At 62.4% G+C, this 15,791-nt stretch carries 13 protein-coding genes and 1 pseudogene; 9 read left to right on the top strand and 5 right to left on the bottom strand.

Features of this window, described 5'->3' with window-relative positions:
- Window positions 1-320: 320 nt before the first annotated feature.
- From ACIPG5_RS24630 to ACIPG5_RS24620, 3 genes are all read left to right on the top strand, one after another.
- Window positions 321-3,002: a bifunctional diguanylate cyclase/phosphodiesterase gene (locus ACIPG5_RS24630; protein WP_286913353.1), complete on the top strand. Its 2,682-nt coding sequence runs from the start codon at window positions 321-323 to the stop codon at window positions 3,000-3,002.
- 138 nt (window positions 3,003-3,140) lie between these two features.
- Window positions 3,141-3,809, top strand: a complete 669-nt coding sequence (gene msrA / locus ACIPG5_RS24625) for a peptide-methionine (S)-S-oxide reductase MsrA (protein WP_236237002.1) — start codon at window positions 3,141-3,143, stop codon at window positions 3,807-3,809.
- Between the two features lie 3 nt (window positions 3,810-3,812).
- Window positions 3,813-4,436 (top strand): glutathione S-transferase, encoded by a 624-nt coding sequence (locus ACIPG5_RS24620; RefSeq protein ID WP_401378634.1) that lies wholly within the window; start codon window positions 3,813-3,815, stop codon window positions 4,434-4,436.
- Window positions 4,437-4,622: 186 nt separating this feature from the next.
- On the opposite strand, the gene creD is transcribed toward ACIPG5_RS24620, so the two are convergent.
- The 4 genes from creD to ACIPG5_RS24600 form a co-directional block, all read right to left on the bottom strand.
- Complete coding sequence (creD, locus tag ACIPG5_RS24615; protein ID WP_401378632.1) at window positions 4,623-5,951, bottom strand: cell envelope integrity protein CreD; 1,329 nt, start codon at window positions 5,949-5,951, stop codon at window positions 4,623-4,625.
- Between the two features lie 79 nt (window positions 5,952-6,030).
- Window positions 6,031-7,464 (bottom strand): two-component system sensor histidine kinase CreC, encoded by a 1,434-nt coding sequence (gene creC, locus ACIPG5_RS24610; protein WP_176516665.1) that lies wholly within the window; start codon window positions 7,462-7,464, stop codon window positions 6,031-6,033.
- Window positions 7,464-8,144 carry a two-component system response regulator CreB gene (gene creB / locus ACIPG5_RS24605; protein WP_236237006.1) on the bottom strand — a complete coding sequence of 227 codons (681 nt, stop codon included), beginning with the start codon at window positions 8,142-8,144 and terminating at the stop codon, window positions 7,464-7,466. Before creB ends, creC begins: the two co-directional genes overlap by 1 nt.
- A 127-nt stretch (window positions 8,145-8,271) precedes the next feature.
- The gene (locus tag ACIPG5_RS24600; RefSeq protein ID WP_286913359.1) at window positions 8,272-8,772 is read right to left on the bottom strand and encodes an ATP-dependent zinc protease; all 501 of its coding nucleotides are present in this window, start codon (window positions 8,770-8,772) and stop codon (window positions 8,272-8,274) included.
- Window positions 8,773-8,954: 182 nt separating this feature from the next.
- On the opposite strand from ACIPG5_RS24600, the gene ACIPG5_RS24595 reads away from it, so the two are divergent.
- From ACIPG5_RS24595 to ACIPG5_RS24580, 4 genes and pseudogenes are all read left to right on the top strand, one after another.
- Complete coding sequence (locus ACIPG5_RS24595; RefSeq protein ID WP_236237007.1) at window positions 8,955-9,842, top strand: acyltransferase; 888 nt, start codon at window positions 8,955-8,957, stop codon at window positions 9,840-9,842.
- 207 nt (window positions 9,843-10,049) lie between these two features.
- Complete coding sequence (locus tag ACIPG5_RS24590; protein ID WP_401378629.1) at window positions 10,050-11,402, top strand: APC family permease; 1,353 nt, start codon at window positions 10,050-10,052, stop codon at window positions 11,400-11,402.
- A 94-nt stretch (window positions 11,403-11,496) separates the two neighbouring features.
- Window positions 11,497-12,378, top strand: a complete 882-nt coding sequence (locus ACIPG5_RS24585) for an RHS repeat-associated core domain-containing protein (protein WP_401378627.1) — start codon at window positions 11,497-11,499, stop codon at window positions 12,376-12,378.
- A 132-nt stretch (window positions 12,379-12,510) separates the two neighbouring features.
- Window positions 12,511-12,765: pseudogene (locus ACIPG5_RS24580) on the top strand (RHS repeat-associated core domain-containing protein); the annotation flags it as partial.
- A gap of 480 nt (window positions 12,766-13,245) precedes the next feature.
- Here ACIPG5_RS24580 and ACIPG5_RS24575 read toward each other — a convergent pair.
- Complete coding sequence (locus tag ACIPG5_RS24575; RefSeq protein WP_401378625.1) at window positions 13,246-13,821, bottom strand: DUF2780 domain-containing protein; 576 nt, start codon at window positions 13,819-13,821, stop codon at window positions 13,246-13,248.
- A 192-nt stretch (window positions 13,822-14,013) separates the two neighbouring features.
- Between ACIPG5_RS24575 and ACIPG5_RS24570 the strand changes: the two genes are divergently transcribed.
- Both ACIPG5_RS24570 and ACIPG5_RS24565 read left to right on the top strand, forming a co-directional pair.
- Window positions 14,014-15,006, top strand: a complete 993-nt coding sequence (locus ACIPG5_RS24570) for an RHS repeat-associated core domain-containing protein (protein ID WP_176516243.1) — start codon at window positions 14,014-14,016, stop codon at window positions 15,004-15,006.
- A gap of 393 nt (window positions 15,007-15,399) precedes the next feature.
- On the top strand, window positions 15,400-15,642 hold the full coding sequence (locus tag ACIPG5_RS24565; protein WP_176516247.1) for a hypothetical protein: 243 nt from the start codon (window positions 15,400-15,402) through the stop codon (window positions 15,640-15,642).
- The last annotated feature ends 149 nt before the right edge of the window (window positions 15,643-15,791 follow it).

The raw sequence follows: 15,791 nt of genomic DNA, 5'->3' as shown, positions 1-15,791 counted from the left end.
GAGCTGCCACGCTCGTACCTCAACCCCGTCATCTGGCGGGGCTTTTTTTTGCCTGCGATTTTTTGGGAGGGCTTTGCCCTCCTTTCGCGACACAAGGCCGCTCCTACAGACAGATCGCGGTCATCTGTAGGAGCGGCCTTGTGTCGCGAAAGGGTCGCAAAGCGGCCCCCATTTTCCAGCACCCCTAAGGATTCCCGCCCTGCCGCCGAAAACATATACATGACACCCCACATGGCCGCTTGCCAGCCTTGGGGACATGATGCAACCTTGCCAGATGCGCCGCCGCCCAGGCCGCGTCTCCCTCTTCAAGCGAGTCTTCGATGAAAAGCCAACCCGATGCCGCCAGCCGTGTGGCGGCCGAGGTCGTCACGCAGCTTCCCGTGCCCTCGCGGCTCGGCATGCTGCGTTTCGAAAGGCTCAACGAAGCCACCTGGGCCATGCTCTACCTCGACCCGGCCTGCGAGCAGCAGTTCGGCCTGCCGGCCTCCGACCTGTGCGCGCTGATCGACGCGCCGTATGCCAGCCTCATGGAGCCCGAGGCGCGCTACCGCCTGCACGACGACATCCAGCTGCAGCTCAACCAGCGCAGCTACTACCGCGTGCGCTACAGCCTGCACGCCCAGGCGCGCACCCTGCGCGTGCTGGAAACCGGCGAAGCCTTCAAGCAGCACAACCGCCAGCTGCTGCGCGGCTTCCTCACGGTGCTGGACGACGAAGACGACGAGCTCGATGCCACGGCCCTGGAATCACGCAACAACCGCCTGGAACTGGCCCTGCAACTGAACCAGCGCGCCCAGCAGGAGCAGCTCGAACACCTGGAGCGCGTGCGCGGCCAGCAGGACCTGATCCTGCGCCTGGCCCGCCAGCGCTACAGCGCCGAGAACTCGCTGCTCGAAGCCGCGCAGCTGATCACCCGCAGCGCCTGCGAAATCTACAAGGTCGACAGCGCCAGCATCTGGCACCTGGAAGACCAGCGCCTGGAGCCGATCAGCGCCTGGCTGCGCAACGAGCAGGTACATCGCCTGCCCGAGGCCATCGACGCCAGCCGCTTCCCCGACTACCTGGATGCCCTCCACGCCAGCCGCGCCATCGATGCGCACAACGCCAACCACGACCCGCGCACCCGTGAACTGGCCGCAAGCCTGCTGGCCGACAACAACGCCATGCTCGACGCCAGCATCCGCGTCGATGGCCAGGTGGTCGGCGTGCTGTGCCTGGAGCAGACCGGCCAGCCACGGGCCTGGCAGTCGGATGAAATCGCCTTTGCCGGCGAGCTGGCCGACCAGTTCGCCCAGGTCATCACCAACCACAACCGGCGCACTGCCGCCAGCGCCCTGCACCTGTTCCAGCGCGCCGTGGAACAAAGCGCCAGCGCCTTTTTGCTGGTCAACCGCGACGGCGTGGTGGAGTACGTCAACCCCAGCTTCACGGCGATCACCCAGTACAGCACCGAGGAAGTCCAGGGCCACCACCTGGCCGAGCTGCCAGCGCTGGAAAACCTCAGCGAACTGCTGTTCGACTCGCCGTCGAGCCTGGCCATGGGCAACAGCTGGCAAGGCGAATTCAAGAGCCGGCGCAAGAACCTGGAACCCTACTGGGGCCAGCTGTCGATCTCCAAGGTGTATGGCGACAACCGCGAGCTGACCCACTACATCGGCATCTACGAAGACGTCACCCAGACCAAGCTGGCCCAGCAGCGCATCGAGCGCTTGGCCTACACCGACAACCTGACCAACCTGGGCAACCGCCCGGCCTTCATCCGCAGCCTCGACGAACGCTTCGCCCGCGAAGGCGAAAGCCCCACCTGCCTGCTGCTGGTGGACATCGACAACTTCAAGCGGATCAACGACAGCCTCGGCCACCAGACCGGCGACAAGCTGCTGATCAGCCTGGCCCGGCGCCTGCGCAACAGCCTCAGCGCCGGCGGCGTGCTGGCGCGCTTTGCCAGCAACGAATTCGCCGTGCTGCTCGACGAAACCAGCCTGGAAGACGGCCAGGGCGTTGCCCTGCAACTGCTGCGCACGCTCGACAAGCCGATGTTCGTCGACAACCAGCTGATCAACGTGACCGCCTCGGTGGGCCTGGCCTGCGCGCCGCTGCACGGCAGCGACCCGACCAGCCTGATGAAGAACGCAGGCCTGGCCCTGCACAAGGCCAAGGCCAACGGCAAGCACCAGGTGCAGGTGTTCACCGAGGTGCTCAATGCCGAGGCCAGCTACAAGCTGTTCGTCGAGAACAACCTGCGCCGCGCCCTGACCCAGAACGAGCTGGAGGTGTTCTACCAGCCCAAGCTGTGCCTGCGCAGCGGCCGCCTGCTGGGCCTGGAAGCGCTGCTGCGCTGGAACCACCCCGAGCGCGGCATGATCCGCCCCGACCAGTTCATCAGCGTGGCCGAAGAAACCGGCCTGATCATCCCCATCGGCAAATGGGTGGTGCGCCAGGCATGCCGCATGAGCCAGCAACTGCGCGAGGCCGGCATGGGCAACCTGCACGTGGCCATCAACCTCTCGCCCAAGCAGTTCTCCGACCCCGACCTGGTGGCCTCGATCGGCTCGATCCTCAAGGAAGAAGCCCTGCCCCCGCACCTGCTGGAGCTGGAGCTGACCGAAGGCCTGCTGCTGGAGGCCACCGAAGACACCCACCGCCAGCTCGACGAGCTCAAGGCCCTGGGCCTGACCCTGGCCATGGACGACTTCGGCACCGGTTACTCGTCGCTGAGCTACCTGAAGAAGTTTCCGATCGACATCATCAAGATCGACCGCAGCTTCATCAACGAGATCCCCGACAACCAGGACGACATGGAGATCACCTCGGCGGTGGTGGCCATGGCCCACAACCTCAAGCTCAAGGTGGTGGCCGAGGGGATCGAGACGCCGGAGCAACTGGCGTTCTTGCGCCGGCACCGCTGCGATGTGGGCCAGGGGTACCTGTTCGACCGGCCGATTCCGGGGCGTGAGCTGGCGGAAAAACTCAAGCGCTATCCGCGCGGTCCAATGGACTGACAGCTGCGTAAAGCTCGGGCACTATAGAGTCCATTCGGGCCTCATCGCGGATAAATCCGCTCCTACACGCATTTGTAGGAGCGGATTTATCCGCGATGAGGCCAACACCTATCCAACTTAAAACACAGAGGAACGGCCATGGTCCTGCGTTCGGAAATCCTGGTGAACAAAAACGTCATGCCAACCGCCGAGCAAGCCCTGCCCGGCCGCGAAACCCCGATGAGCCTGCCCGAGTTCCACTACGTGTTCGAAGGCACCCCCCTGCTCGGCCCGTTCTTCGAAGGCAGCGTCGACTTCGCCATCTTCGGCCTGGGCTGCTTCTGGGGCGCCGAGCGCCGCTTCTGGCAGCGTGAAGGCGTGGTCAGCACCGTGGTCGGCTATGCCGGCGGCTTCACCCCTAACCCCACCTACGAAGAAGTCTGCTCCGGCCTGACCGGCCACACCGAAGTGGTGCTGGTGGTGTTCGACAAGGACCGCGTCAGCTACCGCGAGCTGCTGGCGATGTTCTGGGAGCTGCACAACCCGACCCAGGGCATGCGCCAGGGCAACGACATCGGCACCCAGTACCGTTCGGCCATCTACTGCACCTCGCCAGAGCAGCTCGCCGAAGCCAAGGCCAGCCGCGACACCTTCCAGGCCGAGCTGACCAAGGCCGGCTACGGCGAGATCACCACCGAGATCGACCAGGCGCCGACCGTGTACTTCGCCGAGGCCTACCACCAGCAGTACCTGGCCAAGAACCCGGAAGGCTACTGCGGCATCGGCGGCACCGGCGTGTGCCTGCCACCCAGCCTGCAAGGCAACTGAGCCATGGCCACGATGACCCTGTTCCACTCGCCGCTGTCGCCATTCGTGCGCAAGGTCATGGTGGTGCTGCACGAGACCGGCCAGCTTGGCCGGGTGACCCTGCAGCCAGTGAACATCAGCCCGGTGAGCGGCGACGCGCAGCTCAACCAGGGCAACCCGATCGGCAAGATCCCGGCCCTGCGCCTGGAAGACGGCACCGTGCTGCACGACAGCCGGGTCATCTGCGAGTACCTGGACCTGCAGCATGTGGGCAACCCACTGCTGCCCCGCGAGGGCTCGGCGCGCTGGCGGCGCATGACCTTGGCGTCCCAGGCCGATGCGATCATGGATGCGGCGGTGTCGTCGCGCTATGAAAGCTTCCTGCGCCCGGAGGCCAAGCGCTGGGAGGGCTGGCTGGAGGCGCAGGGCGAGAAGATCCGCCGCAGCCTGGCCAACCTGGAGCAGGAGCACCTGCCGGAGCTGATGTCGGGCTTCGACCTGGCGGCGATTGGCGTGGCCTGTGCGCTGGGGTATCTGGATTTGCGCCAGCCTGATTTCGGTTGGCGCGAGCGCCAGCCGGGGTTGGCGGCGTGGTATGCCGAGGTGGGCGAGCGGCCGTCGATGCTCGCCACTGCGCCGACAGCCTGACAGACCGCAATCGCCGGCAAGCCGGCTCCCACAGGTAGACCACAGCGTTCGAGAACTGTGGTGTACCTGTGGGAGCCGGCTTGCCGGCGATTGGGCTGCACAGCAGCCCCACCCCTCAACGCGGTACTGCAGCAAACAACTCCCCGATCCTCTGCGCCAACCAGCGCCCCACCTCTCGGTCCTCCCTCATGCCGCCCTCCCCACCCGCGCCCAGTCCAGGCGACGGGTCAGCACCATGAACACGCCGAGCAAGCCAAAGCACAGCAACGCCCCCATCAACAACGCGTAGTCCTCGGCGCTGAGCAGCCCATAGAGCATCGCGTACAGCGCCGCCAGCCCGGCCGCGAAGCCCAGCCCGCGCCCGCGGCTGCGTAGCACATGGCTCAGGTAGAAGCCGATCAACAGCACACAGGCCGACGCCGACAGGCCATACGCAGGGCCAAAACCAATGTGCTCGGAGAACGACAGCAGCAACAGGTAGAAAAACGCCAGCGCCACGCCGACCAGGATGTACTGCACCGGGTGCACGCTCAGGTGCTTGAGCACCTCGAACAGGAAGAAGCCGGCAAAGGTCAGGGCGATGAACAACAAGGCGTACTTGATCGCCCGCTCGCTCTTGAGGTACTGGTCCACCGGGTCGATGAAGCTGACGCCGAAGGTGCGCTCGGCATAGTCCGCGCACTGCCCGGCAGTGGCGCACTGGCGCACGGCATCTTCGAGGTTGGTGGCGAAGAACGAGGTTTGCCAGTGCGCGGTGAACCCCTTGGCGTCGATTTCGCGGTGGCGCGGCAGGTAGCTGCCGACAAAACTTGGGTGCGGCCAGTTGGCGCGCATGTCGACGCTGCTGGTGCGGCCCACCGGCAGCACGTGCAATTGTCCGGTGCCTTGCAGCGCCAGCTCGAAGCTGTAATCGAACGCCCAGGCCTTCTGTTCATCGCGCTGTGGCAGGGCAACGTGCACGCCGCTGCGCATCCATTCAAGGCCCGTGCCGGCCGCGAAGGGGTAGCGCTGCTCATCGAGCTTGAGCTCCAGCGCGTTCTCGATGCCGCGGATATCGCTGATGCCGACCACCAGAAAGGGCTTGTCGAAGCGGTAGTCGTCGAAGTCCTTTTCGATGCCCCAACGCGCCGGCAATTCGAAGCGGCCCGACAGGCGCCCCTTGGCGTGGAACAGGCGCGCCTGGTAAATGCCGCGCGAGCGCAGTTCGGTGTCTACGTCGAGGTCGGCATCGAAGGTTTCCGGCAGAAAGTACAGGTGCCCGGCCAGGGTGCTGGTTTCCTGCACGCTGTGGCCGTCCTTTTCGATCCAGCGGCGCTGGTACTTGCGGTAGGGCACCACCAGCAACGGGCCACTGACCTGCTGGTCGTAGCTGGCGCTGCGGGCGATGTCATGCAGCACCCCGTCGCGCAGGGCCTGGCGGTCGCTGATAAGGCCGTGGATCATCAGCAGCGGGATCAACAGCAGGACCATCAGCAAGGCGATGGTGCCCAGTTTGTAGCTCAAGGATTTGTTCATAAGGCCTCCTGTGGCAGTGGGCGCAGTGTCTGCGCCGTGCATGGAGGCTTTGCGAAGGCTGTGTGGAGATTGTGTGTTTTCAGCTGATGCGCCGGGCAGGCAACCACAGCCGCACCCGCACACCGCCATCGACGTTATCCACCGCCAGCGATCCGCCATGCAGCTGCATCACCTCGGCCACGAAGTTCAGCCCAAGGCCCGTGCTCTTGCGCCCGCTGCCTGGCCTTGGCAGGGAATAGAAGCGCTCGGCCACCCGCGCCAGCGCATAGTCGGGGATGGCCTGGCCCTGGTTGAACAGGCTCAACGCCAGCCGCTCGCCATCACGCTCCAGCTCGAACAGCAACGCCCCTTCAGGTGGCGTGAAGCCCAGCGCATTGTCCAGCAGGTTGGCCAGCGCCTGGCGCATCAGGAAGGGGTCGCACAGCAGCCGCAGCCCCGCAGGCACGCGCTGGCGTACCTGCAACTGCGCCGCCTCGATGCGCGGCGCATGGGCCAGCAGCAACTCCTCCACCAGCGCCGCCAGGGCCACCTGCTGCTCATCTTCCAGCGCCTGCATCTGCTCGACCCGGGCCAGGTCGAGCAAGCGCTCGATCATCTGCTGCAAGCGCTCGCTTTCGCGCTCGATATTGCCGGCAAAGCGCGCCCGCTGCGCTTGCGGCATGTCGCCCTGGAGCAGCTCGGATGCCCCGCGAATGGCCGCCAGCGGGCTTTTCAGCTCGTGGGTCAGGGTGTGCACGTAGCGCTCGACGTAGGCCTTGCCCTCAAGCTGCGTGCGCATGCGCTCCACCGCCTCGGCCAGGTGGGCCAGCTCGCCCCCCTTGTAGTGCGGCAGCGCCGCGCGCTCGCCCTCGCTGACGGCCTGAGCATAGCGCGCCAGCTTGCGCAGCGAGCGGGCCAGCCACCAGGACAACACGCCACCGATCAACAGGCCCAGGCCGATCAAACCCAGGCCAAGGGTCAGCAAGCGCTGTTCGGAACGGTCGATATAGGGCTGCAACGAGCTGTTGGGCTTGGCCACGGTGACCACGCCGATGATCTGCCCATCGTCGAGGATCGGCGCTGCCACATGCATCACCGAGGAGCTTTCGTCGTCGGCAACGCCGCGCGTGGAGCGGGCGCCGTATTGGCCGCGCAAGGTCAGGTAGACGTCGTTCCACTGCGAATAGTCCTTGCCCACGGCCGCGCCGCTGGAGTCGAGCAGGACGATGCCGTTGGCGTCGGTGACATAGATGCGGTGGCTGACCTGGGTCTTCTCCAGGCCCCAGATCTGCGCGCCCGGGCTGCGCAGGCCGTAGGCCTTGAGCACCTCGGGCAGGCGCCCCTGGGCCAGGGTGCCGGCCTTGACGTCGTCGTGGAGGATTTCCGCCAGCAGGTTGGCGGTGTCCACCAGGGTTTCTTCGGAGGACTGGCGCACCACCGGGCGTATCTGCTCGCGAACGGTGTTGAGCAAAAAATAGCCAGCCAGGCCGACGAACAGGAAGTACACCAGGAAAATGCGGATGCCCAGGCGCATCAGGCGTGATCCGGGTTGTAGCTGTAACCCAGGCCGCGGTGGGTGCAGATCGGCTCGCCCGCGCTGGCCACCTGGCGCAGCTTGGCGCGCAGGCTCTTGATGTGGCTGTCGATGGTGCGCTCGTAGCCCACGTCGCAAGCCACGCCCAGGGCATCGAGCAGCTGCTCGCGGCTGAACACCCGCTGGGGCTGCTCGAGCAGGCATTGCAGCAGGCGGAACTCGTGGCGGGTCAGGGTCAGCGGCTGGCCACGGTAGTGGATCAGCATGCGCAGGGTGTCGAGCTGAAACAGCGCCGCCTCGGCGGCCGGCTCCGCCCGCGGCGCCATGCGCTTGAGGATCGCCCGCACGCGGGCGGCCACTTCCCGGGGGCTGAAGGGTTTGACCACGTAGTCGTCAGCACCGATTTCCAGGCCCACCACCCGGTCGATCTCGCCATCACGAGCGCTCAGGAACATCACCGGCACCTCGCTGAAACGCCGCAGTTGGCGGCAGGTTTCGAAACCGCTGATGTCGGGCAGGCCGATGTCGAGGATGATCAGGTCGGCAGGGCGCAGGCGCTGCTGCTCGAGCGCGGCGCTGCCCAGGGTCACCCATTCGGTGCTGTGGCCATCGGCCTGCAGGGCATAGACCAAGGTATCGGCGATGGCGGCTTCGTCTTCGACGATGAGGATATGGGGCATGGCGTCCGGCCTTGCTGAGAGCAGAGCTGGACTTTTAGCGCACTGGCCCTATCGCCGGCAAGCCGGCGCCTACAGGTATCTGTGGGAGCCGGCTTGCCGGCGATAGGGCCAGTGAAGCCTGAAGCAATCAGCAGTCAGGTTTGTCTGCGGTAAAGCGCTTGGCCGGGTTCACCGCCGCCTTGAACTCACGCAGCGCCTTGGCCCCCACCAGCAGCGGGTAGTTGAAATGGCTGCGATCCACCAGGTTCACCTCGACGGTGCGCTTCACGTCACCCAGGCACAGCTCCAGGTCGACCACCGGCCGCTTGGAGACCTCCGGCGCATCGCCCTCGTCCTCTTCCTCGGCACGGCCCTTGATCTTGCTGATGCGCGAGACTTTGTGCTCGTAAACCTTGCCGTTGGCGTCCTTGGTCGCCAGGCGAAAACGCACCCACTCCTCGCCATCACGGGTGAACATCTCGATGTCCTTGGCCGACAGCGATGCGGTATAGGCACCGGTGTCCATCTTGGCCTTCAGCGTTTCGCCAAGCTCTGGCAAGGCAATGTTTTCGTAACGGCCATAGAGGGTCGGCTCGGCGGCCATGACCGGCAACGCCAGAAGCGATAACAGGGCAAGCAGGGATTTCACAGGCAGGCTTCCTTGAAAAGGGTCAGTGCTTAGACTGCACTGGCAGGATAGGTTCGCTGCAGCAAGGTTAAACAACATAATGTGAAACATTTGTCCCCGCCGCTGGGCATTGGACATTTGGCGTAGGCCACGGCGCTGCTTATCATTGCCGACCGTTAACGTCCCACAACAAGAGTCTCTTTATGCGTCGCCTGCTGATCGGCATTCTCACGACCACCTTGCTGCTGCTCAACACCGTGGTGTTGATCTGCCCGCTGCTGGTCTTCGCCCTGCTCAAACTGGTGCTGCCAGGCCGTGGCCGTGACTATGCCTCGTGGGCGGTGATGTGGGTGGCCGAAACCTGGTCGGAAATCGACAAGGCCATCTTCGCCTTGTGCATCCCGACCCAATGGGATATCCGCGGCGTCGAAAACCTGCGCAAGGACACCTCCTACCTGGCCGTGAGCAACCACCAGACCTGGGTCGACATCCCGGCGCTGATCGAGAGCCTCAACCGCCGCACGCCGTTCTTCAAGTTCTTCCTCAAGAAGGAGCTGATCTGGGTACCACTGCTGGGCCTGGCCTGGTGGGGGCTGGATTACCCGTTCATGAAGCGCTACAGCAAGGCGTTTCTGGACAAGCACCCCGAGCTCAAGGGCAAGGACCTGGAAATCACCAAGGCCGCCTGCGAGCTGTTCAAGCGCCAGCCAGTGACCGTGGTCAACTACCTGGAAGGCACGCGCTTCACAGAAGCCAAGCGCCTGGAGCAGCAATCGCCGTATCGCTACCTGCTCAAGCCCAAAGCGGGGGGAGTGGCCTTCGTCCTGGCGGCATTGGGCGAGCAGCTGGATGCGCTGCTGGACGTGACCATCGTCTACCCCGGCAACCAGGCACCGGGGTTCTGGGCGCTGCTTAACGGCAGCATCAGTCGGGTGATTATCGACATTCGTGTGCGTGAGCTGGACCCGGCGTTGTGGGCGGGGGATTACGAGAATGATCCGGCCTTCCGCCAGACCGTGCAGGCTTGGGTGAACCAGCTGTGGGCAGAGAAAGACCAGCGGATCGAGCAGTTGCGCTCGCAGATGCGTTGACCTGATCGGGCCTCATCGCCGGCAAGCCGGCTCCCACTGATACACCTGTGGGAGCCGGCTTGCCGGCGATAGGGCCTCGATGCACACCCACTCATCCCAATTAAAACCCTGGCTAATAATCACCATTAGGAATACTTCTTTGTCACACCCCACCTAAGTGGATAAAAATCGATCAAAGCACAACTACAAAAAAGCCTGGATCGATCAATGGCCAACCAACCTATCTCCGCCCCGCCCCAGCTTCGCCGCGTCCTCGGCCTCCCGGCCCTGGTGTTCTTCGGCCTGGTCTACATGGTCCCGCTGACCATCTTCACCACCTACGGCATCGTCACCGAGCTCACCGGTGGCCGCACCGCCGGCGCCTACCTGGTCACCCTGGTGGCCATGCTGTTCACTGCCGCGTCCTACAGCTTCATGGTCAAACGCTTCCCAGTCGCGGGCTCGGCGTATTCCTACACCAACATGGCCTTCGGCCAGAACGTCGGCTTTCTGGCCGGCTGGTCGCTGCTGCTCGACTACCTGTTCCTGCCGATGATCAACTACCTGCTGATCGGCCTGTTCCTCAACATCGCCTTCCCGGCAGTGCCCGCCTGGGCCTTCGTGCTCGCCTCCATCGCCCTGGTGACCGTGCTCAACGTGGTCGGCATCAACTCGGTGGCCAAGACCAGCAACCTGATCGTCGGCGCGCAGATCGTGTTCATCGGCGTGTTCGTGGCGCTGTCCTGGCAGACACTGGGCAATGGCCAGCCGATGGACCTGCTGGCGCCGCTGCGCGGTGATGGCAGCGCCCCCGGTTTCGGCCCGCTGATGGCTGGCGCGGCGGTGCTGTGCCTGTCGTTCCTAGGTTTCGACGCGGTCTCCACCCTGGCCGAAGAAAGCCGCGACGCCCGCCGCGACGTGCCGCGCGCGATCATCCTCACCACCCTGTTCGCCGGCCTGCTGTTCACCGTGCTGGCCTACGCGAGCCAGCTGGTGCTGCCCGGCAGCACCTTCGCCAACGCCGATGCCGCCGCCAACGAAGTGATGCTCAAGGCCGGCGGGCAGTTCCTGGCCAACTTCTTCACCGCCGCCTACGTGGCCGGCAGCCTGGGTTCGGCGCTGGCCTCCCAGGCTGCGGTGTCGCGCATCCTCTACACCATGGGCCGCGACCGGGTGCTGCCGCAGCGCACCTTCGGCCACCTGTCGCCGCGCCTGGGCACGCCGGTGTTCGCCATCTTGCTGGTGTCGGCGTTCTCGCTGCTGGCGCTGGTGATCGACCTGTCCACCCTCGCCTCGCTGATCAGCTTTGGCGCGTTGGTGGCGTTCTCGGCAGTGAACCTGGCGGTGGTGAAGACGCACCTGATGGACGACCGCGCCCAGCGCAACCTCAAAGGCCTGCTGTGCTATGGCGCGGTGCCGCTGGTGGGCTTGAGCCTGACGCTGTGGCTGTGGACCAGCCTGTCGGCGCTGACCATGGTGATCGGCCTGTGCTGGTTCGCCCTGGGGCTGGCGTACCTGGCCGTGCTGACCGCCGGCTTCCGGCGCCAGATGCGCGTGGTGGATTTCTCGGAAGCTGGCTGAAAACACATCACGCCTGCCTGGTATTTTTGCCAGTTGTGGCGGTCGCACTTGACGGGGAGACTGAACGGAACTCAGTCCCCCACGCGAGCCCGCCATGGTGAATCAACGTCTTTATTTCTACCACCTTGAACAGCTCACGCTTGAAATCGAGGGTGAGCAAAGTCTGATCCTGCTGCGGGGTGCGGACCAGCCATTGGCTGAACGGCACGGCATCAACTCGGGAGCTGACACCCGGTTGTTGATGACAGATGTGCAGCACTCTCTGTTGCTGATGCAAAGCGGCCAAGCTCGAATGGCATATGCCTACACGGCCTATGGGCATGACCCACGCTCAGAACCCGCGGCTCCTCGCCTGGGCTTTAACGGTGAATGCCGTGAACCGCTGACCGGAGCTTATCTGCTGGGCCAGGGATATCGTGGCTATTGCCCGCCATTGATGCGCTTCCTGGCACCCGACAGCCTCAGTCCATTTGATGAGGGTGGGCTGAATGCCTACGGTTACTGCGAGGGTGATCCCATCAACTATTCAGACCCAACAGGACACTTCACAGTGAAGCAGCTGATTAATAGAAGGCGAAAACAGTCAGCAACACGTGCGTCATCCAACAACACCCCGCCCCCCGCTGCCGCCAGTGCCCTTACGCCAAGAAAGCCCATTGAGCGGGTGCAATTGTCACAAGGCCGCGATGGGCGCATTAAAAGACTCATCACGAGACCCACCATCAACGCCGACACGTTTGAGCCCCCGCGTCCTTTCTACGAGACGCCTACCGATTATGAGTTATTTTATAGCGTTTACAAAAGAAGTAAGACGCAAAACAAGCGCGTCGGCAACTATCTCAACTACATGAGTGGTCAGCAAATAGACGTTTCACCCGAAAATGGTGAAAACATCAGAAAGATAACCTCCCGCTATCGAACTATGGAAAGACTGTACAACACCTATTTACAGGCAAACACAATACGTAGTGCGTAGCGCTTGGTGCCTTACAGTCACCGCAAAACGCGCACACCTATTGTCTCGAATGCCAAGGGCCCTCCTGCACACGCTCGAGCCGAAGTTAGACCGTGACGTTGTTTCACTCATTAATCCTGAGAAGGGCATACGATGAATTCGAACGGTTACACACCCTATGGGCTAAAGCCAATCGACCAGCAGGGGGTGAAACTCGCTTTTAACGGCGAAACTGCTGACCCACTGACCGGCAACTATCTGCTGGGAAACGGCTATCGTGCGTTCAGCCCAGCCCTTATGAGATTCCTTGCGCCTGACAGTTGGAGCCCGTTTGCAGCAGGGGGACTCAACAGTTATGCCTATTGCGCAAACGACCCCGTAAACCGCGCAGACCCCACCGGCCATGCGCTGACCTTCGCTTCAGGGCGGTTTTTCAGCACAAGCAAAAATAGCCTCCGCGAAGTCCGTGTGTCCGGTCCGTCCTCTCCAATGATGCAGCAACGCGCTGGCGTATTTACCCAGCAAGCCAGGATGCCGACTTATCCGCAGCATGAAGGCGTAACCAAGAGGGCCGGCGTTGCTCGCTCAAACACTACCAGCAAACCTGAAACGGGGATGGTGGCGGTCTCGGCGCGTCATATCACGATGTCCGTACCCCCTGAGAAGGCTTCAGACACTCAGCGGTTGCTCAGCAATCACTTCGTCATCGAGGAAACCAACGAGCTACTGCGTCTTAATCCGATCGATCAACTCGGGCCACAAACACAAGCGCTGTTTTTCAAGGCTATGAACGAACAAAGTGAGTTGATCGCTCGGCTCCGTGCGTCAACGACTTGATTCTCCTGCCAGCCCAACATTTGTTGCCATCGGGTTGAACAATCAGCTCATTCAAACCGAAGGTGTGCTCACCGGGGCCGGCGTGGTCCAGAGGCTACCCAAGTTCTGCAACAGCGACCCGCCGATGCCCTGCTGGCCGAGGTACTGCAGGATCAGGGGCGCAAACTGGCCGATCATGCCGCTGTCCATCCCCAGCGCCTTGAATGCATTGTCCAGGTCGTTGCGGTTCTCGACCTCATTGCCCAGGGCATTGCTCAGCGCCGACGGGTTTTGGCTGTTCTTGCCCAGCAAATCGCCCAGGCCATTGAGGCCGCCCAGCGCATTGGCGCCCGACAACAGGTCCAGGCCCGGCACGGCCTTGGTCAGCTGCCCGTAGTCGGCGCTGCTCAAGTTATTGCGCGCCAGCCCCAGCATGGCCCCCGCCCCGCCCACGGCTTGTTCGGGAGTGATCTTCAGCTCGCTGCCCAAGGTATTGAGCAGATTGGCCTGCGCCTCGGGCGCCTGCACCTGGCCTTGTTGCTTCTGGTTCTGCATGGCCGACACGGCATTGGCGGCGTCGCTGAGGTTGAAGGCGAACACCGGGCTTGCGGCCAGGGTCATCAGGGTTGCCAGGGTGAATGCTTTCATCGGGAGGGACCTCGTGGGCCGGGATGGCCGGGGAAACGAGGCGTTTGACTTGGGGTTGGAGGGTTTGTTCCGCACCAACTGTCGTCAATTGTTCAACGCCGCTAATCGATATGCCTTCCTGACATTTTTGCTAGTAGCCAGTGCATTGAGGAGAGCCAATACTGTAGTTCCCCCCACGTGCAGGGCTTTGCCATGGAAAAGTGTGTAGACAGAACGAGGCTCTTTTATAGAGGGAAAGAACTTGCCACTGTGAGAAGGGGGAACCGCGACCTCGGGATTTTCCGCGGATACAATCAATGCCTTGCTGAACAGGATAGCGATAGCATTCGCTTGCTATGCGCGGATGAAAACGGCTCTGTTCTATGCGTGGAAGATGACGCCGAGCGCGAAGCGCATATTTTTACCGCCTACGGCTACGCTGCAACGATGCCATCAACCAAGACACTGAATGGCTTCAATGGTGAAATGCTAGAGCCTTTGATACAAAGTTACTTGTTGGGCGCAGGTTATAGGGCGTTCACCCCCACCCTGCTACGTTTCCACTGCCCTGACAATTTGAGCCCGTTTGGCCTAGGGGGCTTGAACGCTTATGCCTACTGCAATGGGGATCCGGTAAACACGACCGACCCAAGCGGACACTCCGGCTTTTTCAGGAGATTATCCAAGGGCATTAGAAATAGGCTTGGCTTGAGGCGTCCACGGCAATCCCCCAACCTACCCACAACGGCTCAGGCACCCAGCATTGCCCCACAAGCCAGTAGTCCGGAACAAAATCGAAGATCAAGGTTTCCGATGGATAACGTATCCGTCAATACTTATTCTATGATTTCCATGACTGAAACGCTGTCCTCACTTCACACATCGCTATCCTCGAGCCAAAGCGCAACGAGTCGTTTTACTACCGACAACCCTGAGCGTATTCCAAGCGGGTTTACTGTGGGTGATATAGACTCCTGGGTAACGGACCCTCGATTCAGTGTGAACGACCCCCAACTCATCCCCGACGACCTCACGATAGACTCAGTGAACGCAAGCCTTGTCACTCAGCACAACGGGAGAATTAAAAGCAAAATACTTAAAACCGCCGTTGAGGACTTTCCAGCCGATCGCGGATATATAGTTAACGGGAAGTATTATACTTCCGCTCAAAGAATCCAAAACCGCATCCGGCGTCGAAATAAATAATCCAGGCTTCATCGCCGGGGGCTGCCTTCACACATTTCGTGTCCTTCGCTGTAATGGGAAGATCACGCCGAGCGGTTTTTCCGCAAAAAATCTACGATTTATCCTATTTCTTGTAGGACGTTTCTGAAACATACTGCCGTCCCCCTCAAGCCATTGCGGTGACCTGGGTTGCGCACTGGTCTCGGGCGGTCGTTGCGCAAGCGGCGACCGGCTTTGACAGGCCGACTAGGTCAAAAAGCAGATGGCTTTGCCTTTATGGCGGCTGTGCGTGGGGCACCTCGTGTGCGCCGGGTGCTTTTGCTTTTTGTTCCTACCGGTCTGTCAACCCATGCACAGCTGCCACCCTCTTGTTTGACAGCAGATGGTGGTGGCCATTTTTCAGGAACAAAAATGATGCTGAAAATCGTCCCCGATCCACCTCACAACTCCCATTCCCTCGAAGACACCCTCCTCCAGGCCACGGACTATGCCCTGTGCGCCCAGACCGTCGCGCACCAGGCAATTCTGTTGCAACCCAAGTCGCCGGTTTCGATTCTGATGATGGCCACGATGCATGAACTCGAAGCGCTGCGGGTGCTGCTCGAGTCGGCGCTGATCCAGGTGCAGATGCCGGCGGAGCCGCGGACGCTGCACTAGGGTTGAGTGCCATGTGTTGCCTGGTCTGGCCTCATCGCCGGCAAGCCGGCTCCCACAGGGAAAGCCTCAGGCCTCAGGCCATGTGCAGGGCCTTGTGGGAGCCGGCTTGCCGGCGATGAGGCCAGGCGATAAAGCACTTTCAGGGAGAT

It is taken from the genome of Pseudomonas sp. NPDC087029 (assembly GCF_044745345.1).
GTDB lineage: Bacteria > Pseudomonadota > Gammaproteobacteria > Pseudomonadales > Pseudomonadaceae > Aquipseudomonas > Aquipseudomonas faucium.
This window is presented reverse-complemented; position numbering and strand designations above follow the sequence as displayed.